Origin of the sequence: Rhodococcus sp. 15-649-2-2 (genome assembly GCF_002258645.1) — a bacterium.
GTDB lineage: Bacteria > Actinomycetota > Actinomycetes > Mycobacteriales > Mycobacteriaceae > Rhodococcoides.
The window spans coordinates 167,542-189,393 of sequence record NZ_NPFM01000034.1; the positions used below are offsets into that span (position 1 = coordinate 167,542).

Consider the following 21,852-nt stretch of genomic DNA (forward strand, 5'->3'; position numbering starts at 1 on the left):
TCAGCCGAACTCCGGCGCGCCGTGTACCGACACACCGACCGGTCGTTCGGCCGCCTCCTCATCACCGGCCACGATCACCAGAGCCACCAGGTCCTCGAGATCCTCCGACTCCAATTCGGCGACCGCCGCGGCTTCCGCCGCAGTCACGAACGCGTGCGTCATCCATTCGGCGACGACGAGATCGGCCGAATCCTCGGGTGATTCGGCCCGATCGACCACCAGCACAGCACCGACCGAAGCAGCCATCACACCGGCGAACCACGCTGACGGAGAGGTGATCGCCGTGGGCACGCCCAGTCGCGACTCGTAGTCGATCCCGTACTCCCCGACCGCACGAACGGCCATGGCAGCAAGGGCACCATGGCTCACCGCCGCGCCGGTCGACTCGTCCACCACAAGAGCCGGGCTGTCTGCGGAGAGCACAGCGACGCGGTCGGTGTACGTGATCGGACGAGCCGATCGGGCAGTCACCGACCTCGAGGTCGCCTCGTCACCGAGATCGACGACCGTGGACACTCGATCCCAGTCCTGCGCCTCACCGGTATCGATGACCACTACGCTCGCGCCCACCCCGACGGCACTGTCGATGTGGTCCACCAGGGCCAGAGCGCCGCCCGCCTTGACCACCGCCCACCGGGCCACGACGGATTCGACCGCGTCGTCGACGACGACGGCAACCGTGACGTCGGGACCGACGTTGCGGTCGATCAGTTCGCGCGCCAGGCGTGACGAACGTCGGTCCAGCTCGAGGTACGTGGTTTCCTCACCTGCGGAGGACAACGCCGGTGCCTCGGGATCCGCTTCCACGGTCGCAGCGAGCAGTTGTGGCAACGTTCGACCGGCCACTGCACCCACGGCGTCGGCGACCGGTGTCGGGGATGCGGTCAACGCGGCCCGCTCGTCGTCACCGAGATCGTCGATCGCACCGACCTTGATACCCGGGGCCGCCGCGACGGCGTCGGCGATCCGGACGAAACGCTCGACCATCGCCGAAACGGTCGTCTCGTCGAACAGGTCTGCGGCGTAGGCGAATTCGACCGCCAGGTCTGGTTCGCCATCGGCACCGACGACGGGCCGAGTCTGCACCGTCACCTGGAGATCGAACTTGGCGGTCGGCTCGAATCCTTCGACGGGCTCGACGGTCAGGGCAGGCAGTTCGAAGCGAGCCTCGCCCAATGGTTCGACGGACAGCACGGTCTGGAACAGCGGGCTGATTCCGGGGGTTCGGTCCTGCCCGATGACGTCGACGACGTGCTCGAACGGTACGTCCGCGTTGCCGAATGCCCGCAGGTCGCTCTCCCGAATGCTGCGCACGAGATCCTCGAACGTCGCGTCCGGATCGACGCTGGTCCGAAGCGCCAGCGTATTGACGAACATTCCGACGATGTCGTCGAGTTGTTCGTCTCCCCTGCCGGCAATCGGAGTTCCGACGGCGAAGTCCCGTGCACCGCTGGTTCTCGCGAGCAGTACCGCGAGGACGCTGTGCAACACCATGAACAGAGTCGCGTTGTTCGATCGTGCGATGCCGACGAACGCCTCGTGGGTCTGCGCGTCGAGATGTGCGCGGACACTTCCACCCTGCAGCGAGGGCTCCGCCGGTCTCGGCCGATCCCACGGCAGGGCGATGACCGGGGTGATACCGCTCAGCTCGGTGCGCCAGAAGTCGACCTGCCGATTCGCTGCGGAACCCGGGTCGTTCGTCGAACCCAGCACCTCACGCTGCCACAGCGTGTAGTCGGCGTACTGGATCGACAGCGGTGCCACCGACGGCACCGTGCCGGCTGTCGCGGCGAGGTACGCGGTCATCACGTCGCGAGCCAGCGGTGCCATCGACGCTCCGTCGCCGCTGATGTGGTGCATCACGATGACGAACACGTACTGGATGTCGCCGTCGTCCGTTCCGGCGAGTCGGAACAGTGCACCACGCACCGGAGGCGCGGCGGTGACATCGAAGCCGTCGTACACCAGTCGACGCACCCGGTCGGCGATGTCGGCTTCACCCGTGGCGTCGATCGGATCGAGGTCGAGAGTGGTGGCCCGGGCGTCGAGCACCTCCTGGAACGCAGTGCCGTCGGCATCCTCTGGATAGCGGGTTCGCAAGGTCTCGTGCCGCTCGATCGCCCACGTCGCGGCCGCCTGCAATGCGGCCACGTCCAAGTCACCGGTGAGCCGCAGGGCGAGCGGCATGTTGTACGCGCCCGAACCAGGGTCGAGTCGATTCAGCACCCACATCCGCTGCTGAGCGAGCGAGAGCGGTACCCGCTCGCTGCCGGTCCTGGGTCGAAGTGGCACGCGATGCACTGCTCCCTGGAGATCCGTGCGCGCTGCGAGCGCTGCGACCGTCGAGTTCTCGAACAGCTCGCGAACACCCACTTGCTTGCCCAGACCAGCGGTGATGCGCGCCGCTGCACGGGTGGCCGCGAGCGAATTTCCACCGAGGGCGAAGAAGTCGTCGTCCGATCCCACCCGATCGACACCGAGCACGTCGGCGAACACGTCGGCGATGGCGATCTCGGTCGCGGTCACCGGTGCACGGAACTCACGCGCCTCGAACACCGGTTCCGGCAATGCTTTTCGGTCGAGCTTGCCACTGGCGTTCAGCGGGAACTCGGCGAGCACCATGATCTGTGTCGGCACCATGTAGCCGGGGAGTCGGCTGCCTGCGAACGAGGTCAGCTCGCTCACGTCCACCGACGCACCGGTACGAGGAACGACGTAGCCGACCAGGATTTCGCCCGATACCGTCGACGTCACCAGTACGGTCGACCGGTCGATGTCGGGGTGAGCGGTCAACGCCGCCTCGATCTCACCGAGCTCGATGCGCAGGCCGCGCAGTTTCACCTGGAAGTCGGTGCGGCCGATGTAGTCGAGTTCGCCGTCGACGTTCCACCGGACCAGGTCGCCGGTCCGGTACATCCGAGTGCCCGGTGCACCGTACGGATCGGCAACGAACCGGTCTGCGGTCAGATCCACTCGCCCGAGGTAGCCGCGGGCCAACTGGACTCCCGCGAGGTAGAGCTCACCCGCGACGCCGACCGGCACCGGCCGCAGCCGTGCGTCGAGCACGGTCACCCGAGTGTTGGCCACCGGCACACCGATCGGTACGCCGGCGACATCGGCGGCGGTGACGCGGTGGTAGGTCACGTCCACCGCGGCCTCGGTGGGTCCGTACAGGTTGTGCAGGTTCGTGTTCGGCAGTGCCGTACCGATTGCCGTGGCGACCGACACCGGCAGCGCCTCACCCGACGCGAAGAGCATGCGCAGGCTCGAACACCGCGAGACTCCGTCCGCTGTCGCGAACACGGCCAGCATCGACGGCACGAAGTGTGCGACGGTGACCGACCGCTCGGTGACGATCTCGACCAGGTAGGCCGGGTCGCGATGCCCGTCCGGCTTCGCTATCGCCAGTTCTGCACCGATCTGCAACGGCCAGAACAGCTCCCACACCGACACGTCGAACGTCACCGGCGTCTTCTGCAGCACCACATCGTCGACGGTCAGACCGTACTCGTCCTGCATCCACACGAGCCGGTTGACGATGGCGGCGTGCGTCACGGCGACACCCTTGGGCTTGCCCGTCGAGCCCGAGGTGAAGATCACGTACGCGACGTCGTCGGAGAGCAGCGCGGCGCGCCGCTCGTCGGCGCGAACCGCATCGGTGGCGAATCCGGCGAGGTCGACGGAATCGACCTCGATCCGCGGCGCGACGGACGAGACCGATTCCACTGCAGACGAATCCGCCTCCGTGGTCAGAATCGCAACGGGATCGGCCGTCGCCAGGATGTACTCGACGCGTTCGGCCGGCTGGTCGGGATCGATCGGGACATATGCCCCACCCGCGGTCAGCACCGCGTAGACACCGACGAGCATATCCACCGATCTGCGCATCGCGATCGCGACCATCGTTTCCGGGCCGACGCCCTCGCGGATCAGCAGTCGCGCAAGCGCGTTCACTCGACCTGCGAACTCCGCGTACGTCACTCGATCGCCCTCGAAGGAGATCGCGATCCGGTCCGGGGACTGCGTCACCCGCTCCTCGAACATCGACACGAGCGTTGCCGCGGAGTCGATCTCGCGGGCAGTGTCGTTCCACTCGTCGAGTATCCGTGTGCGCTCCGCGGTGTCGAGCAGGTCGATGTCGAGAACCCGGCGCGTGGGGTCCGCCGCGAACGTAGCGAGCAGCGAGACGATGCGCGCCAGGATCGACTCGACCGCACGGGTGTCGAAGAGGTCGCTGATGTACTTCGCCGTCAGCGTCATTTCCTCGTTCGCCACCACGAGCAGGGTCAGCGGGTAGTGGGTGTTGTCGTTGGAGCCGACACCCTCGACGGTCATGCCGTCGATCGATGCGGCCTGCTGCGCCAACTCCGCCTCGTTCACCGGGTACGACTCGAACACCGTCAGCGTGTCGAACAGGTTGCCCAGCCCCGCATCCCGCTGGATGTCCGCCAATCCCACGTGGTGGTGATCGAGCAGATCGGCCTGCTCACCCTGGAGCCGCGTGAGGTACTGCTCCACTGTGTCGTGAGCATCGAGGCGAACTCGTACCGGAATGGTGTTGATGAACAAGCCGATCATCGATTCGACTCCGGGCAGGTCCGCGGGACGACCCGACACCGTGGCCCCGAAGACCACGTCGTCGCGGCCCGTCATCTGAGCCAACAGCATTCCGTACGCGGCCTGTACCAACGTGTTCACGGTGACGCCGAGGCGTCCACCGAGCGCGGTCAACGCTGCGGTGGCCTCCGCTTCGATCCGTACCTCGGTCTCTGCCGATCGGGTGGAGATCTCGCGGCCCAGGGTCGGTGGAGTCAGCAGTGTCGGTTCGTCGACGCCGTCGAGCGAACGGGCCCACGCCTGCCGGGAGGTCTCCGGGTCGCGCTGACCGAGCCACTGCAGGAACGAGCGATACGAGCGCGGACGCGGCATCGACGAGGTGTCGCTGCGGACGGCGTAGAGGTAGAGCAGCTCCTTCATCACCAGCGGCAGCGACCAGCCGTCCAGCAGCACGTGATGGTTGGTCATCGCCAGTCGGTACGTCGTGGGCCCGAGGCGAATCAGCAAGAACCGCAACAACGGGGCGGTGGTGATGTCGAAATGCTCCCGCTGATCCTCGTCCAGTGCCGCCGCGACCGCGGCGGCGCGCGCGTTCTCCTCGACACCGCTGAGATCGACACTGCGCCAAGGCAACCGCACGCCCTGCTGAACTATCTGCACACTGTCGCCGTCCGCGGTCACCGCGAACACGGCGCGTAGGTTCTCGTACCGATCCAGTAGGGCCTGTGCGGCATCGCGCAAACGCTCCTGATCGACCTCGCCTGCCAGGTCGAGAACGACCTGCATCGTGTAGACGTCCAGCGAGGTATCGGCGAACAGGGCATGGAACAGCAAGCCCTGCTGCAACGGTGCCAGCGGCCACACGTCGGTCAGTGCCGGATAACGCTGCTCGAAGCCGAGAATGTCGGCCTGACTCACGCGCGCCAACGGAAGGTCCGACGGAGTGAGGCCACCGGCACCGCGGGTACGTGCGTGGGCCGCGAGCGAGTCGAGCAGCTCCGACCACAGTTGTGCCAGACGCGCCACGGTCGCCTCGGAGATCGCGCCCCGCGGGAACGCCAGCGAAGCACTCAGGGCGCTGCCGTCGTCGGTGTCGACCACGATGGCGTTGATGTCGATCGTCTTGTTCGCGGCCATGTCCGGATCACCGGCTGCAGTCAGACCTGCGGTGTCCTCGGCAGGCAACCAGCCGAGAGACTTCATGTCCTCCGGTACCTCACCGGTACCGACCCGACCGAGATAGTTGAAGCTGATCTGCCCGGTGGACAGCGCCGCCAGCTCCGTCTCGCTCGTGGGATCGAGGTAGCGCAGCAGCCCCCACCCCATTCCTCGGTCGGGCAACGCCAGCATCTGCTCCTTGACGGCCTTCACGGCGTCGCCGAGGGCAGAGCCGCCGCCGAGGGCGTCGTCGACGTCGATTCCGGTCAGGTCGAGTCGAACCGGGAAGAGGCTGGTGAACCAGCCCACGGTCCGGCCCAGATCTGCTCCGGGGACCACGGCCTCCTCGCGGCCGTGGCCTTCGAGCTGAAGCAGTGTTGCGGGGGCATCGATCCCCTGTTCCTTGCGCAGGGCGGTGACTGCCAGCGCGAGTGCGGCGAGCAGTCCGTCCGCGACTCCGCCGTGGTAGATCTCGGGAACCGTGGTCAGCAACGTGCGCGTCGCATCCGACGACAGGGACATCTCGACTCGCTCGAGGGTGTCCACCACGTCGACGGCCGGCTCGAAGGCCCGCTCCCCCAGGACCGGGTCCGGGGTCCGAGCGATGCTGCGCCACTGCGGCAACTCATCCGTCCGGCGCGCCGCTTCCTCCACGAGTGCGTGTGTCCAGCGCCGCATCGACGTACCCACATCCGGCAGCACCGGGTCGGCACCGCCGGCGATCTGCGCCCACGCGGACACGAAGTCCGGCACCAGGATTCGCCACGACACGCCGTCGACGACGAGGTGATGTGCGACGACGGTCAATGTGTTCGGCGCGCTCTCGACCCACACGAACGCGAGCATGCGCCCGTTCTCCGGATCGAGCGATCCGACCGCCGCATCCACCGCGGCGGCTCCACCGTCCGACGACGCGGTCGTCAGCAGCCCGTCGACGTCCACCGAACCGGACTCGCCCACCTCGAGGCCCCAGCCACGAGCGTCGTGCACGAGGGTGGACCGAAGAACGTCGTGGTGGTCGACGACAGCAGTGAGCGTGGCCACGACACCGTCGCGGTCGATGCCTGCCGGGAGCTCGAGTGTGAGCGCCTGATGGAAGCGACGGTACCCACCGCCGCGCTGCAGCAGTGCCGCACCGAACGGTGGCAGCGGCAGCCAGCCGACCCCACCGCCGTCGAGTTCGTCGAGGACGACCGTGTCCGCACCCTCGCCGACGACGACGGCCACCTCGGCCAGCCCGGCAACGGTCTTGCGCTCGAACACATCTCGTGGGCCGAACTGGATTCCTCTCGCCTTGGCGCGCGAGACCAACTGAATGGACACGATGCTGTCACCACCGAGAGCGAAGAAGGAGTCGTCGACGCCCACCGTCTCGAGTCCCAGGACGTCGGCGAACACGTCGGCGATGATGCGCTCGGTATCGGTGCTCGCAGTGCGGAACTCGGCGTCGCTACCGAACTCGGGATCCGGTAGTCCCCGTCGGTCCAGCTTGCCGTTCGGTCCGAGCGGAAGTGATTCGAGAACCACCACCGACGCCGGAACCATGTATTCGGGCACCGTCCGCGCCGCGACCGCCGTCAGGGCCGCCGGATCGACGACCGCGCCGGAGGCGGGTACCACGTAGCCCACCAGAATTTCGCCCGACGACGGTGTCTGCCGCACGAGCACGACGGCCTGATCGACGGTCGGGTCGGCGATGAGCGCCGACTCGATCTCACCGAGCTCGATGCGAAGGCCGCGGAGCTTGACCTGGAAGTCGGTGCGCCCCAGGTACTCCAGCTCTCCCCCGGTGTTCCAGCGTACGAGGTCACCGGTGCGGTACATCCGGCTTCCCGCTCTCCCGTACGGATCTGCGACGAATCGGTCTGCCGTCAGGTCGGGTCGTCCCAGATAGCCACGGGCCAGCTGGGTTCCGGCCAGGTACAGCTCGCCCGGCACGCCGATCGGCACCGGGTGCAGCCGAGCATCCAGCACGGTGACCCGGGTGTTCCAGACCGGCACGCCGATCGGCACCGACACGGTGTCTGCGTCGGTGACCCGATGGAACGTCACGTCCACGGCGGCCTCGGTCGGCCCGTACAGGTTGTGCAGTTCCACGGCGGGCAGTGCCCGGCGGATGCCTACGGCTACCGAAACCGGTAGGGCCTCACCCGATGCGAACAGCATCCGCAGAGCGCTGCATCGCTCGATTCCGTCGGTGGCACCGAACACGGCGAGCAAGGAAGGAACGAAGTGTGCAGTGGTGACACCACGGCGTTCGATCGTCTCCACCAGATATGCGGGGTCCCGATGACCGTCCGGCTCGGCGATGTAGAGCTGGGCACCGATCTGCAACGGCCAGAACAACTCCCACACCGAGACGTCGAACGTCACAGGCGTCTTCTGCAGCACCACATCGTCGACGGTCAGACCGTACTCGTGCTGCATCCACAGCAGACGGTTGACGATGGCGGCGTGCGTGACGGCCACACCCTTGGGCTTGCCCGTCGAGCCCGAGGTGAAGATGACGTAGGCGGTGTCCGACGGCCTCAGCGGTGCCAGTCGCTCCGAATCCTCGACCGGTCGGGTCGCGGACGCATCGGTGTCCACGGTGTCCAACCGGATCTGCGGAACGGACGAACCGGCGACGCCGCCGTCGCGAGTGGTGGTCAGCACCGCGACCGGTGCTGCCGTCTCGAGGATGTACTCGATCCGATCGGACGGCTGGTCCGGGTCGACCGGCACATAGGCACCGCCTGCAGCGAGGACGGCGTAGATGCCGACGAGCATGTCCGGCGAACGGCGCATCGCGATCGCGACCACGGTCTCGGGTCCTACGCCCTCCCCGATGAGTACTCGGGCAAGCGAATTCACCCGTCCGGAGAACTCCGCGTAGTCGATCTGCTCGTCGCCGAAGCCCAGGGCCACGTTGTTCGGTGCTGCTGCTACCCGCTCGGCGAACAGGGAGACCAGGGTGTGCCGATCGTCGATCTCGTGGTCGGTCGCGTTCCACTGTTCGAGGACGGCGGTGCGCTCGGCAGGCTCGAGGAGATCGACGTCGCCGACGGGCCGGTCGATCTCGGCCGTCATCGACTCGAGAACCCGGACGAGCCTGCGTGCGAAGGCTGCCATCGACGATTCGTCGAACAGATCTGTGGCGTAGTCGAATTGGACGTCGACGCCATCGGGCGCGCCTGCGGAGTCGAACTTCTCCCACAGTGTCACCTGCAGATCGAACTTCGCGATCGCACTCGACAGATCGACACCGTCGATGTCGAGCCCGGGAAGCGCGAACGACTGTTCGGTGAGGTTCTGGAACGTGAGCATCACCTGGAAGATCGGGTGCCTGGCCTGCGACCGTTCCGGCGCGATCGCGTCGACGAGTCGCTCGAACGGTATGTCGGAGTGCGAGAACGCCCCGAGGTCCACCTCTCGCACCAGAGCGAGCTGATCGCGCAATGTCGTGCCCGGCTCGACGGACGTGCGCAGTGCGAGGGTGTTGACGAACATACCCACGAGGTCGTCGAGGTTGGAATCTCCGCGTCCGGCCACCGGCGTCCCGATCACCACGTCGTCGGTTCCCGCCAGCGCAGCCAACAGCACCGCGAGAGCGGTGTGCGCGGTCATGAACACCGTCGCGTTGTTCTCCCGAGACGCCCGGGCGATGCTCTCGTGCAGTTCGGCGTCGAGCGAGAAGTTGTACGCCGCTCCTCTGTTCGTCGCCACCGCCGGCCGCGGTCGATCGGTCGCCAGATCGAGTTGTGCAGGCGCGCCGCGCAGTACCGAACGCCAATAGCCGAGCTGCTGAGCCATGGGCGATTCGGGATCACCCTCGGTGCCGAGCAACTCGTGCTGCCACAGCGTGAAATCTGCGTACTGGACGGGCAGCGGTGCCCACTGCGGATCCTCGCCCGCCGCACGGGCGGTGTAGGCGACCATGATGTCGCGGGTCAACGGTCCCATGGAGAACCCGTCCGCGGCGATGTGGTGGGCCACGAATGCCAGAACGTGCTCACGCTCGTCGATGCGCAGGATCGTCACCCGCACCGGAACGGCGCTGGTGACGTCGAAGCCCTCGGACACGAACCGCCGCAACGTCTCTGGCACATCGGCGGCTGCCGTGTCGATGACGTCGACGGACGGCGCGCCCTCGGCCAGGCCGAGGACGACCTGACTGCCTCGCCCGTCGACCTCGGGGTACACGGTGCGCAGAATCTCGTGCCGCGAGACCACATCCGTCACCGCTCGCACCAGTGCGGGCACGTCGAGATCGCCGGACAGTCGGATCGCCACCGGAATGTTGTTCACCGCCGAGGTGGGATCGAACTGGCTCAGGAACCACATCCGCTGCTGTGCCAGCGACAGCGGAACCTGCTCGGGCCTCCTGCGCTGCACCAGAGCACGGCGCGCACCGACACCGACGGTGGATTCGATGGCGCGGGCAAGTCCGAGCACCGTCGGCGACTCGAAGATCGCCCGCACCGGAACCACGGTGTCGAGTGCGGAGCCCAGCCGTGAGACCACCTGGGTGGCGATCAGCGAGTTTCCGCCGAGCGCGAAGAAATCGTCGTCCAGACCCACGCGCTCGACACCGAGGATGTCCGCGAACACACCGGCAACCGTCACCTCGACGAGATCGGTGGGGGCCCGGAACTCCGCGGCCTCGAACACCGGTTCCGGCAGGGCCTTTCGGTCCAGCTTGCCGTTGGCGTTGAGTGGCAGGACATCGAGGATCACGAAGGCGGACGGCACCATGTAGGACGGCACCGACGACGCCATCGACGCGCGCAGGGACTCGGAATCGACCGTTACACCGTCGACGGGCACCACGTAGGCGACCAGTCGATCCCCGAGGCGTTCGTCGTTCGAGGCGACCACGGCCGCATCGCGTACCGATTCGATCGAGCGGAGCGCGGCGTCGATGTCGCCGAGCTCGATGCGGAAGCCCCGGATCTTGACCTGGAAGTCCGAACGACCCACGTACTCCAGTTCACCGTCGCTACGCCATGCTGCGAGATCGCCTGTGCGATAGAGCCGTCGGCCCGGCGAGAACGGGTTGGCCACGAACCGCTCCGCGGTGAGATCCGGCCTCCCGACATAACCGTCGGCCAACTGCGTGCCCGCGAGATAGAGCTCTCCCGTGACACCGACCGGGACCGGCGACAGACGTGAATCCAGCACGTAGACACGGGTGTTCCATTCCGGAGCACCGATGGGAACCGGCCCCGTCCCGGAGTCGTGCACCCGGTGCGCGGTGACCGACACCGCTGCCTCGGTGGGGCCGTACAGATTGTCCAGGCGTGCCCGCGTAGCGCGGAGCGCACGCTGAGCGGTGGTAGGCGGCAGTGTTTCGCCGATGGCCAGGATTCGACGCAGGCCGGACGGCAGCGTGCCCCCGGACGCCGCGATCAATGCGTCGAGCATCGACGGCACCGTGTGCAGCGTCGTCACGTTCGCCTCGGTCATCAGGTTCAGCAGGTAGCTCGGGTCGCGGTGTCCACCGGCCTCGGCGATCACGGTGCAACCGCCGGCGATCGACGCCGTCCAGAATTCCCATACCGACAGATCGAAGGTCGCCGCGGTCTTGAGCAGCACCGCGTCGTCGACGCCGATGCCGTATTCCGCACGCGCCCAGAGCAACTGGTTGACAATGGCGCGATGGCTGACGGCGACACCCTTGGGTCGACCGGTCGAGCCCGACGTGAAGATCACGTATGCCGTGTTCGCGGCACGCAGCGGCGCACGTCGTTCGTCGTCGGCGATCGGTGCATCCGAGATGTGTGCGTACTCGTCCGAATCCGCGTCGACCATCACGACGGGCACGGACCGACCGTTGCCCTCGGGAGCCGAGAACCCGTCACGAGTCGAGCTCAGGATCAACAGTGGCGATGCGTCGTCGACGATGTCGGCGATGCGGGCAGCCGGCTGATCCGGATCGAGCGGCACATAGATTCCGCCTGCCTTGCTCACCGAGTACATCGCGACGAGCAATTCGACCGAACGCCCGAGCGCAAGCGCCACCGTCACCTGCGGGGCCACTCCAGCAACGATCAACCGCCGCGCCAGACGGTTGATCCGACTGTCGAACTCGCGATAGGTCAGCGTCCGGCCGGCGTACCTGAGCGCCGGAGCGTCGGGACGAGCGTCGACCTGAGCGTCGAACAGCGACACCAGGGTCTGCGACAGATCGACATCGTGATCGGTGTCGTTCCACGTGTCCAGGATCGTCGTTCGCTCTGCCTCGTCGAGCAGGTCCAGATCTCCGACGACTGCACTCGGGTCTGCAGCCACCGCGGCCAGCACCGCAACGAATCTACGAGCGAAGGCCTCGACCGTCGATCTGTCGAACAGGTCGGTGGCGAAGGTGAATTCGGCGTCCATGTCCGCAGGCGTGCCGTCGACGGCGTAGCGATCGGACACCGTCAGTTGGAGGTCGGTCTTGGCGAGGGTCGACTCGGCGTCGACACCGCGGACGGTCAGCCCCGGCAACTCGAAGCTGAGATCGGCCAGATTCTGGAACGACAGGCCGATCTGGAACAGCGGATTTCGCGCGGTGGAACGCACCGGGTTGAGTACCTCGACCAGACGCTCGAACGGTATGTCCGCGTGGGCGAATGCCGACAGGTCGCGCTCGCGAGCCTGTGCCAGCAACTCCTCGAACGTCATGGAGGGGTGCACCGTGGACCGGAACACCAACGTGTTGACGAACATGCCGATCATGGGATCGAGCGCTCTCTCGCCGCGGCCGGCGATGGGAGTCCCGATGGCGACGTCCTCGGTTCCTGCCACACGTGCCAGGAACGCGGCGAAGGCCGAGTGGACGACCATGAAGACGCTGGCCTGACGTGCCCGCGCGAGGTCGGCGACGGCAGCGTGCACCGCGGCATCCACGGTGAAGCGCACCGTCTCGCCCCGGAAACTCTGGGTCGGGGGGCGGGGTCGGTCGGTGGGCAGCACCAGCTGGTCGGGCAGACCGTCCAGCGCTTCTTTCCAGTACCGAACCTGTTGCGACGCAACAGAATTCTCGCCGTCGTCGGAGCCGAGAACGGTGCGCTGCCACAGCGCGAAATCCGCGTACTGCACCGGCAGGGGTTCCCAGTCCGGAGCCGAGCCTGCCGCTCTCGCGGTGTATGCGGTCATCACATCCGTTGCCAACGGTCCCATCGATGCACCGTCGGCGGAAACGTGATGGACGACGAACGCAAGGACGTGCTCGACGTCCTCCCCGTCGATTCGCACCAGCATCGCGTCCACCGGAACCTCGCGGGTCACGTCGAAGCCGCGCAGGAAGAAGCGGCTCACCGTCTCCGGCAGGTCGGCCGCTGCAACTGTCCGCACCGACAGGTCCAGGGTGGCCTCGTCAGCCGGGAGTACCCGTTGGAACGGTCCGTGTTCGGAGTCCGGGTAGAGCGAGCGCAACGATTCGTGGCGTTCCACCACATCGCCCACGGCGGCCGCCAATGCCGCCGTGTCGAGCGCACCGGTCAGACGTACCGCGAACGGAATGTTGTCCACGGCCGACGACGTGTCGAACTGGTTGAGGAACCAGTAGCGCTGCTGTGCCAACGACAGTGGTGGACGCTCGGGCCGAGGTCCAGCCACGAGCGGCGCACGCGAGCCCGAACCGACGCCGGACTCGAGGCGATCCGCCAGCGCTGCGACGGTGGACACCTCGAACAGCATGCGTACGGGCACGGTGGTGTCCAGAATTGCACCGAGACGCGAGACCACCTGCGTCGCGATGAGCGAGTTGCCACCGAGCTCGAAGAAGTCGTCCTGGGCACCCACCCGATCGACTCCCAGCACCTCCGCGAACACGGTCGCCACGCTCTGCTCCACCGCGGTGGCCGGCGCAATGAACTCGCGTGCCTCGAACGCCGGAGCAGGAAGTGCTGCCCGATCGAGCTTGCCGACCGATGTCAGCGGCACCGCGTCGAGCACCGTGATCGATGCCGGAATCATGTAGTTGGGCAGCGCTTTTCCGACGAACGTCGTCAGGTCGCCCACGTCGACCGATGCGTCGCGGACCGGGAGTACGTACGAGATGAGCGTGGTGACCCCCGAGGGCAACCGGTGTCCGAGTGTCACGGCGAACTCGACACTCGGGTACGCGGTCAGTGCCGAGTCGATCTCGCCGAGTTCGATACGGAACCCACGCACCTTCACCTGGAAATCGGTGCGGCCCACGAACTGGAGTTGAAGATCCTCGGTCCAACGCACCACGTCTCCGGTGCGATACATCCGGCCGCCGCCGACACCGTAGGGGTTGGCTACGAAGCGCTCGGAGGACAGCATGGGCCGACCGAGATAACCGCGAGCGAGAGCGCCGCCGGCCAGGTAGAGCTCACCGGCAACTCCGGACGGCACCGGACGCAATCGATCGTCGAGAATCAGAGCCGACATACCGTGAATGGGCCGTCCGACGGTGATCGGTTCGCCGGGAGTCAGGTCTGCGAAGCTCGAGATGATGGTCGTCTCGGTCGGTCCGTAGCCGTTGAAGTACTTGCGGCCAGGGGCCCATCGCGCGAGCAGTTCCGGTGTGGTGACGTCGCCGCCGACCGAGAGCACTTCGAGCGCGTCGAGACCCGTCGGATCCATCGTGCCGAGCACCGCGGGAGTGATGATCGAATGGCTGACCTGCTCGGCCTTCAGCAGCTCGGACAACTCGGTACCGCCCAGGATCTCGGCGGGCACGATCACCAGAGTTGCACCTACCGAGAACGCCGCCATCCACTCGAGGACGGACGGATCGAAGTTCGGCGAGCAGATGTGCAGGAATCGCGCCGACGGTGTCAGGTGGTACAGATCGCCGGCGGCATCGAGCACGCCCCCGAGCCCGGCGTGCGTCACCACGACGCCCTTGGGCTTACCGGTCGAGCCCGAGGTGTAGATGACGTACGCCGGATTCTGGAACACCGACGGCCGCAGTCGATCCGCATCGGTGATCGGATCGGCCGAGTGAGCGCGCACCGCCGCCACCACGTCGTCGTCGAGACGGATCCATTCCGGACCGCCGCTCGATCCCTGCACCGACGCCAGGTGTGCCGCGGCGGTCAGGCCGAGTACCGCACCGGAATCACCGACCATGTGGGCAATGCGGTCGCTCGGATATGTCGGGTCGACCGGGAGGTGGGCACCGCCGGCCTTGGCCACGGCCCAGACCCCGAGCACCATCTCGTAGGAGCGCTGGAACCCGAGCGCGACAACGGTCTCCGGCCCCACGCCTCTGGAGATGAGCAGACGAGCGAGCTGAGACGACGTGCTGTCGAGTTCGGCGTACGTGATGGAGCGATCGCGGTAGCGGATAGCGATCGCCTGCGGATCGAGAGCGGCTCCGGCAGCGAAGATCTCGGCGAGAGTGCCGCCTGCCAACACCTCGTCTCCGTGCACGTGCGTCAAACGGTCGTATTCGTCCTCGTAGAGAATCCCCAGGTCGCCGACCGGAGTACTCGGATCCGCCACCACACCGTCGAGAAGGCGGCGGAAGCGGTCGGCGAAGCCCGCGATGGTCGACTCGTCGAACAGATCGCGCGAGTAGAGCCACGCCGCGGACATACCGCCGCCGTCGGACTCACGCAACGTCAGCGACAGATCGAACTTGGCCGTCTCGACGTCGAGATCGACGGCCGAGACCTCCAACCCGGGCAGCGCGAAGGTGCTCGGCGGCAGGTTCTCGAAGGCGATCGCAACTTGGAACAGCGGATGTCGCGAAGCGGAGCGTTCGGGGTCGAGAAGATCGACCAGACGCTCGAACGGGATATCGGCGTGCGCGAAGGCCGCCAGATCGACCTCGCGGACGTCGGCAAGCATGCCGTCGAAGCCCTTGCCCGGGTTCACCTCGGTACGCAGGACCAGGGTGTTGACGAACATTCCGATCACGTCGTCGAGTGCGGCATCTCCGCGTCCGGCGATGGCCGTGCCGACGGCGATGTCCGTCGAATTCGACATGCGCGCAAGGAATACCGCGAGGGCAGTGTGCAGCACCATGAACGTCGTGGTGCCGCTCTCCCTGGCCAGGGCAGTGAGACCGGCATGGACGTCGGGGGCGATCTCGAATTCGACGCGGCCACCGGCCCCCGAGGACTCGGCGGGACGTGGCCGATCGTGCGGAAGAGCGAGCTCGGCCGGCATCTCCGCCAGCGTCTCGCGCCAGAACGACGCCTGCCGGGAGATCAAGCTCGCCGAATCCGCCTCGCTACCGAGTACCGACCGCTGCCACAGCGTGAAGTCGATGTACTGCACCGCAAGCGGCTGCCAGGACGGCGACTCGCCCGCCACTCGTGCGAGATACGCGGTCATCACGTCGCGGGTCAGCGGACCCATCGACCAACCGTCGGCGCTGATGTGATGCACCACGAACACCAGGACATGTTCCTGCTCCGAGACCTCGAACAGCCTCACGCGCAACGGAACTGCAGCAGTGACGTCGAAGCCTGCGGCTACGAAGGCGGTCACGTCGGCCACGACCGAATCGGCGGTTGCCGCGACCGGCTCGAGATCCGGGACGACGGTCCGGGTGGGGACCACGAGTTGGTGTCCCGAGCCGTCCACAGCCGGGTACACCGTGCGCAGGGATTCGTGGCGCTCGAGGACGTCCGACACGGCAGCGCGCAGCGCAGCCGTGTCCAACGAACCACGCAACCGGATGGCCACCGGAATGTTGTTCACGGCCGACTCGGGATCGAATCGGTTCAGGAACCACATCCGCTGCTGCGCCATCGACAGCGGAACCGTCTCCGGCCGAGCCTGCGGAACCAGCGGTGCCGCGGCACCGTCACCCAGGTGACTCTCCACCCGAACCGCCAGTGCCGCAACTGTACTGGCCTCGAACAGTGCACGGACCGGAACGGTCGCATCCAGTTCGCTACCCAATCGCGAGACCACCTGGGTGGCGACGAGAGAGTTGCCACCGAGGGCAAAGAAATCGTCGTCGACGCCGATGCGGTCGACTCCGAGAACGTCCGCGAACACCCGAGCGACGATCTCCTCGACGGGATTCGACGGTGCGCGATACTCGACTTCCTCGATCTCGGGATCCGGCAGGGCCTTGCGGTCCAGCTTGCCGCTGGCACCGAGGGGCAGAGCATCGAGAACGACGATCACGGCGGGCACCATGTACGAGGCGAGACGCTCGCTCAATGCACCACGCAGAGATTGCGTGTCCACGCTCCCGGTGCCGACCACATAGGCCACCAACCGATCGGCACGGACCACGGTGACCGCCTGGCTCACCGACGGCTGCTCGAGCAGGGCCGCTTCGATCTCACCCAGTTCGATCCGTAGACCGCGAAGCTTGACCTGGAAGTCCGAACGTCCGACGTAGTCGAGTTCGCCGCCGGGCAGCCAACGCACCACGTCGCCCGTGCGATACATCCGGGCTCCGTCTTCGCCGAACGGGTTGGGCAGGAAGCGATCCGCCGTCAGATCCGGTCGCCCGACGTAGCCTCGAGCAAGCTGCGTTCCGGCGAGGTAGAGCTCTCCGTGCACTCCGACCGGCACCGGTCGCAGAGCGGAGTCCAGTACGTAGACGGCCGTGTTCCAGACCGGCGCACCGATCGGTACGACGGCGGTGTCGTCGTCGGTGACTCGGTGGTACGTCACGTCCACCGCGGCTTCGGTCGGGCCGTAGAGGTTGTGGATCTCGATGGCCGTCAGCGCCCGGCGCAGCGCCTGCGCAGTCGTCGGTGTCAACGCCTCACCGGAGGCGAACACCAGCCGCAGGGTTGCTGCGGACTCGGCGCGCGCAACGACCTCGGGTACGAACACCGACATCATCGAGGGAACGAAGTGAACTACCGAGACTTGTTCGCGCGCAATGATATCCAGCAGATACGCGGGGTCGCGATGGCCGTCCGGTACAGCGACGGCCACCGAGGCACCGTTCTGCAGAGCCCAGAAGAACTCCCAGACCGAGACGTCGAACGTCGCGGGCGTCTTCTGCAGCACCACGTCGGAGGCGGTCAGCGGATACTCGTGCTGCATCCACGACAAACGGTTGACGATCGATTCGTGCGAGACGCCGACGCCTTTGGGGCGGCCGGTGGATCCGGACGTGAAGATGACGTAGGCGAGGTTGTGCGGGCGTAACGATCCCCGGCGATCGGCGTCGACGAGAGGTTCGGCCGAATGTGCCGAGACGTCCAGCGCGTCGATATCGATCGTTTCGAATCCGCCGAGTTCGAGGTGATCGCGGGTCGAGGACAACACCAGAACCGGATTCGCCGTCTCGGCGATGTAGTCGTTGCGCTCGCGCGGCTGGCTCGGATCGACGGGCACGTAGGCCCCACCGGCCGTCACGATCGCGTACATGCCCACGAACAGCTCGATGCTGCGCTCCATCGCGAGAGCGACCAACGTGTCCGGACCGACACCACGCGAGACAAGTTCTCGTGCAACACGATTGACTCGGGCGGCGAACTCGGCATAGGTCAGCCGGTCGCCCTCGAACACCAACGCCTGCGCATCGGGTGTGGCCTCGACCTGCGCTCGGAACATCTCGACCAGCGTCAGGTCCGACGACACCTCGTGGCCGGTCGCGTTCCATGCTCGAAGCACCTGCAACCGTTCCTCGGCGTCGAGCACATCGATCTCCGCGATGGGCGCGGCAGGCGCACGAGTCGCCGAGTCGAGCACCCGCAGGAACCGCTCGCCGAATGCGGCCATCGTCGACGCGTCGAACAGATCGGCCGAGTACGTCAATGCGACGGTCAAACCGGCCGGATCGGTCCCCTCGGCCACCGAGTTCCACAGGGTCACTTGCAGATCGAACTTCGCGAGATCGGCCTCGTAATCGAGTGCGCTCACCCGAAGACCGGGGATCTCCACGGACGTGGCGTCCAGGTTCTGGAACGTCAGCATGACCTGGAACAGTGGATGACGAGCTGTCGAGCGAGTGGGCGCGAGAACCTCGACCAGTCGCTCGAACGGAACCTCGGCGTGCGAGAACGCGGCGAGATCGGTCTCGCGTACTCGTCCGAGCAGATCCGCGAAACCGGCTGCGGGGTCGATCGTGGTGCGCAACACGAGCGTGTTGACGAACATGCCGACGACGTCGTCGAGGACGGCGTCTCCGCGACCGGCGACCGGTGTCCCGATCGTGACGTCGTCGCTACCGGACAACGTCGCCAGCAGCACCGCCAGTGCGGAGTGAACCACCATGAAGGTCGTGGCCCCGTGGGTGCGCCCGAGTTGTTCGACCGCCGCGACGAGGTCCGCATCGATCTCGAACAGATGTGTACCGCCGTGGGTGGTCGCCACCGCCGGCCTCGGTCGATCCGTCGGCAGGTCGAGCTGTTCGGGCGCGCCGGCCAACTGCGAGCGCCAGTAGGCCTCCTGTGCGGCGATCAGCGAGGTCGGATCGTTCTCGTTTCCGAGTACCGATCGCTGCCAGAGCGTGTAGTCGGCGTACTGGACCGGCAACGGCGTCCACGCCGGCTCCTGCCCGGAACTGCGGGCAACGTACGCAGTCACCACGTCTCGCGTCAACGGTGCCATCGAGAAACCGTCGGCCGCGATGTGATGGACCACGAGGGCCAGAATGTGTTCGGTCGGAGACAGCGCCAGTACGGCGGCGCGCACGGGCAAGCCGGTCGAGACGTCGAACGGCCGAAGAGCGAACTCGAGCAACGTCTCCGGCAGCCGGGCCTCATCGACGTCCGAGAACTCCACGTCCACTGTGGCGGAGTCGGGTTCGAGCACCTGCTGGTACCCCACTCCGGCGTGATCCGGATAGATCGTCCGCAGGGACTCGTGCCTGCCCAACACGTCCGAGACTGCCGCACGCAGAGCATCGAGATCGAGATCGCCGGACAGCGAGATGGCGACCGGGATGTTGTTGACGGCCGATTCGGGCTCGAACCGGTTCAGGAACCACATCCGCTGCTGAGCCAACGACAACGGAACACGCTCCGGCCGCGGCTGCGCGGTGAGGGCCGCACGGGGTGCACCACTCGACGCCTCCGCCGTATCGACCACAGCGGCGAGCTCGGCCACGGTGGGAGCATCGAAGAACGCGCGAACGTCCACGGACACACCGCGTTCGGCGTTGACGCGCGCGACGACTCGGGTGGCGTTGAGAGAGTTTCCTCCTACCGCGAAGAAGTCGTCGTCGACGCCGACACGGTCCATCCCGAGGACGTTCTGGAAGATCTCGACGAGCGCGGACTCGGTCTCGGTTTCCGGAGCTCGGTATTCACGGACGAGTGACCCGAAGTCGGGAGCCGGCAACGCCTTTCGGTCGAGCTTGCCACTCGAATTGAGCGGGAACTCGTCGAGTACGACGAACAACGACGGCACCATGTAATCCGGTGTGCGACGCCGTACTGCAGCTGCGAGATCACTGTGATCGATCTCGTGGTCGGACGAGACGACATAGCCGACCAGGTGCTCACCCAGCTCCACGTGGGCCTCGGCGGCATGCACCAGTACCGCAGCCTGGCTCACGTTCGGCTCGGCGAGCAGAGCCGATTCGATCTCGCCGAGTTCGATACGCAGGCCGCGCAGCTTCACCTGGAAGTCGGTGCGGCCGATGTAGTCGATCAGCCCGTCGGAGCGCCTGCGCACCAGGTCTCCGGTGCGGTACATCCGATCGCCTGGCCCGCCGAACGGGTCGGCGACGAAACGATCCGCGGTGAGGTCGCCTCGGCGCAGATAGCCGCGAGCGAGCTGCACACCGGCGAGATACAGCTCGCCCTCGACGCCTCTGGGCACCCGGTGCAGCGATTCGTCGAGAACGTAGAGCTCGGTGTCGGCCACCGCGGCACCGATCGGGACAGCAGCCTCCTCGACATCCTGCGTGCGGTAGTACGTGACGTCGACCGCGGCCTCGGTGGGGCCGTACAGGTTGTGCAGTGACGCGGCAGAGATTCGGTGGAAGGCATTGACGGTGCGCGCCGGCAGTGCTTCACCCGATGCGAACACGGTCGTCAGCGACGTCACCTGTGCTGCAGCGGGTTCGGCGACGTACACCGAGAGCATCGACGGCACGAAGTGGGCAATCGTGACGCTCTGCTCACCGATGATTCGGGCCAGGTACGCGGGATCCCGATGACCGTCGGGCTCCGCGATCACCAGGCGGGCACCGATCTGCAACGGCCAGAAGAACTCCCACACCGACACGTCGAAGGTGAACGGCGTCTTCTGCAGCACGACGTCCGTGGCAGTCATGACGTATTCGCGCTGCCGCCACGCGATGTTGGCCACGATCGCGCTGTGCCCCACCGCGACGCCCTTGGGCCGTCCGGTCGACCCGGAAGTGAAGATGACGTACGCGAGATCACTGGACGACAGTGGGGCGCGGCGGTCTTCGTCGGTCACCGGGCCGGTGGAGTACCCGGACAGATCGACCGTATCCACCGACACGGTCTCGGTGGACGCCGGCACGTCGGGGTGATCGGTGGAGGTCGTGACCACCACCACCGGCTCGGCGATATCGAGGACGTAGCCCAACCGATCGGATGGATGATCCGGGTCGAGAGGAACGTACGCGCCACCGGCCGCGGTGATCGCGTACATGCCGATCAGCAGGTCCATCGATCGACGAATCGACAGGCCCACTCGGGCGTCGGGGCCGACACCGCGCTCGATCAGGTGTCGGGCCAACCGGTTCACCGACTCCGCGAACTGCGAGTACGTCAGCGTCTCGCCGGCAAACGTCAGGGCAGGAGCGTCCGGGGTCCGCTCGACCTGCTCGACGAAACGCCGATAGAGCGTGTCGGCCTCGGCCGAACTCCGTGGCCCGGCCGCTGCGGCCGAAACGGCTGCCGTGTCGTGTCCCAACACCGACGCCGCATCGTCGAGGAGGCCCGCGACAACGGCGTCGAGGCCACCCTCGGTTGCCTCGATCAGACCGGGGACAGCGGTGGACAGCACCACGGGCACCAGGGCGTCGGGTCCGAGGGCACCGCCCATGGCCGTGTCGAGGGCGGTGATCTCCGCATCCAGACCGACGTAGGTCAGCTCCACACCGAGGTGCGTCAGCGCCACCCGATCCGGTTCGAGCGCACCGACGCTCCGAACCAGCCGAGGCAGATCCTCGATAGTCGAAGAGCTACCGCCGAGGCCGCCTGACGCCATCTATCCATTCCTCCTGATCGAAAACCGTGCCGTGTCGTTCTCGTTGGCCCCGCGCGGTCGGCGGGGATACGTGCCGCCGGGATC

Annotated in this window: 1 protein-coding gene; it reads right to left on the reverse strand. The window is 66.7% G+C overall.

The features are described from left to right. The gene (locus CH305_RS26390; protein WP_094705508.1) at window positions 1-21,768 is read right to left on the reverse strand and encodes a non-ribosomal peptide synthetase; all 21,768 of its coding nucleotides are present in this window, start codon (window positions 21,766-21,768) and stop codon (window positions 1-3) included. Window positions 21,769-21,852 lie beyond the last annotated feature (84 nt).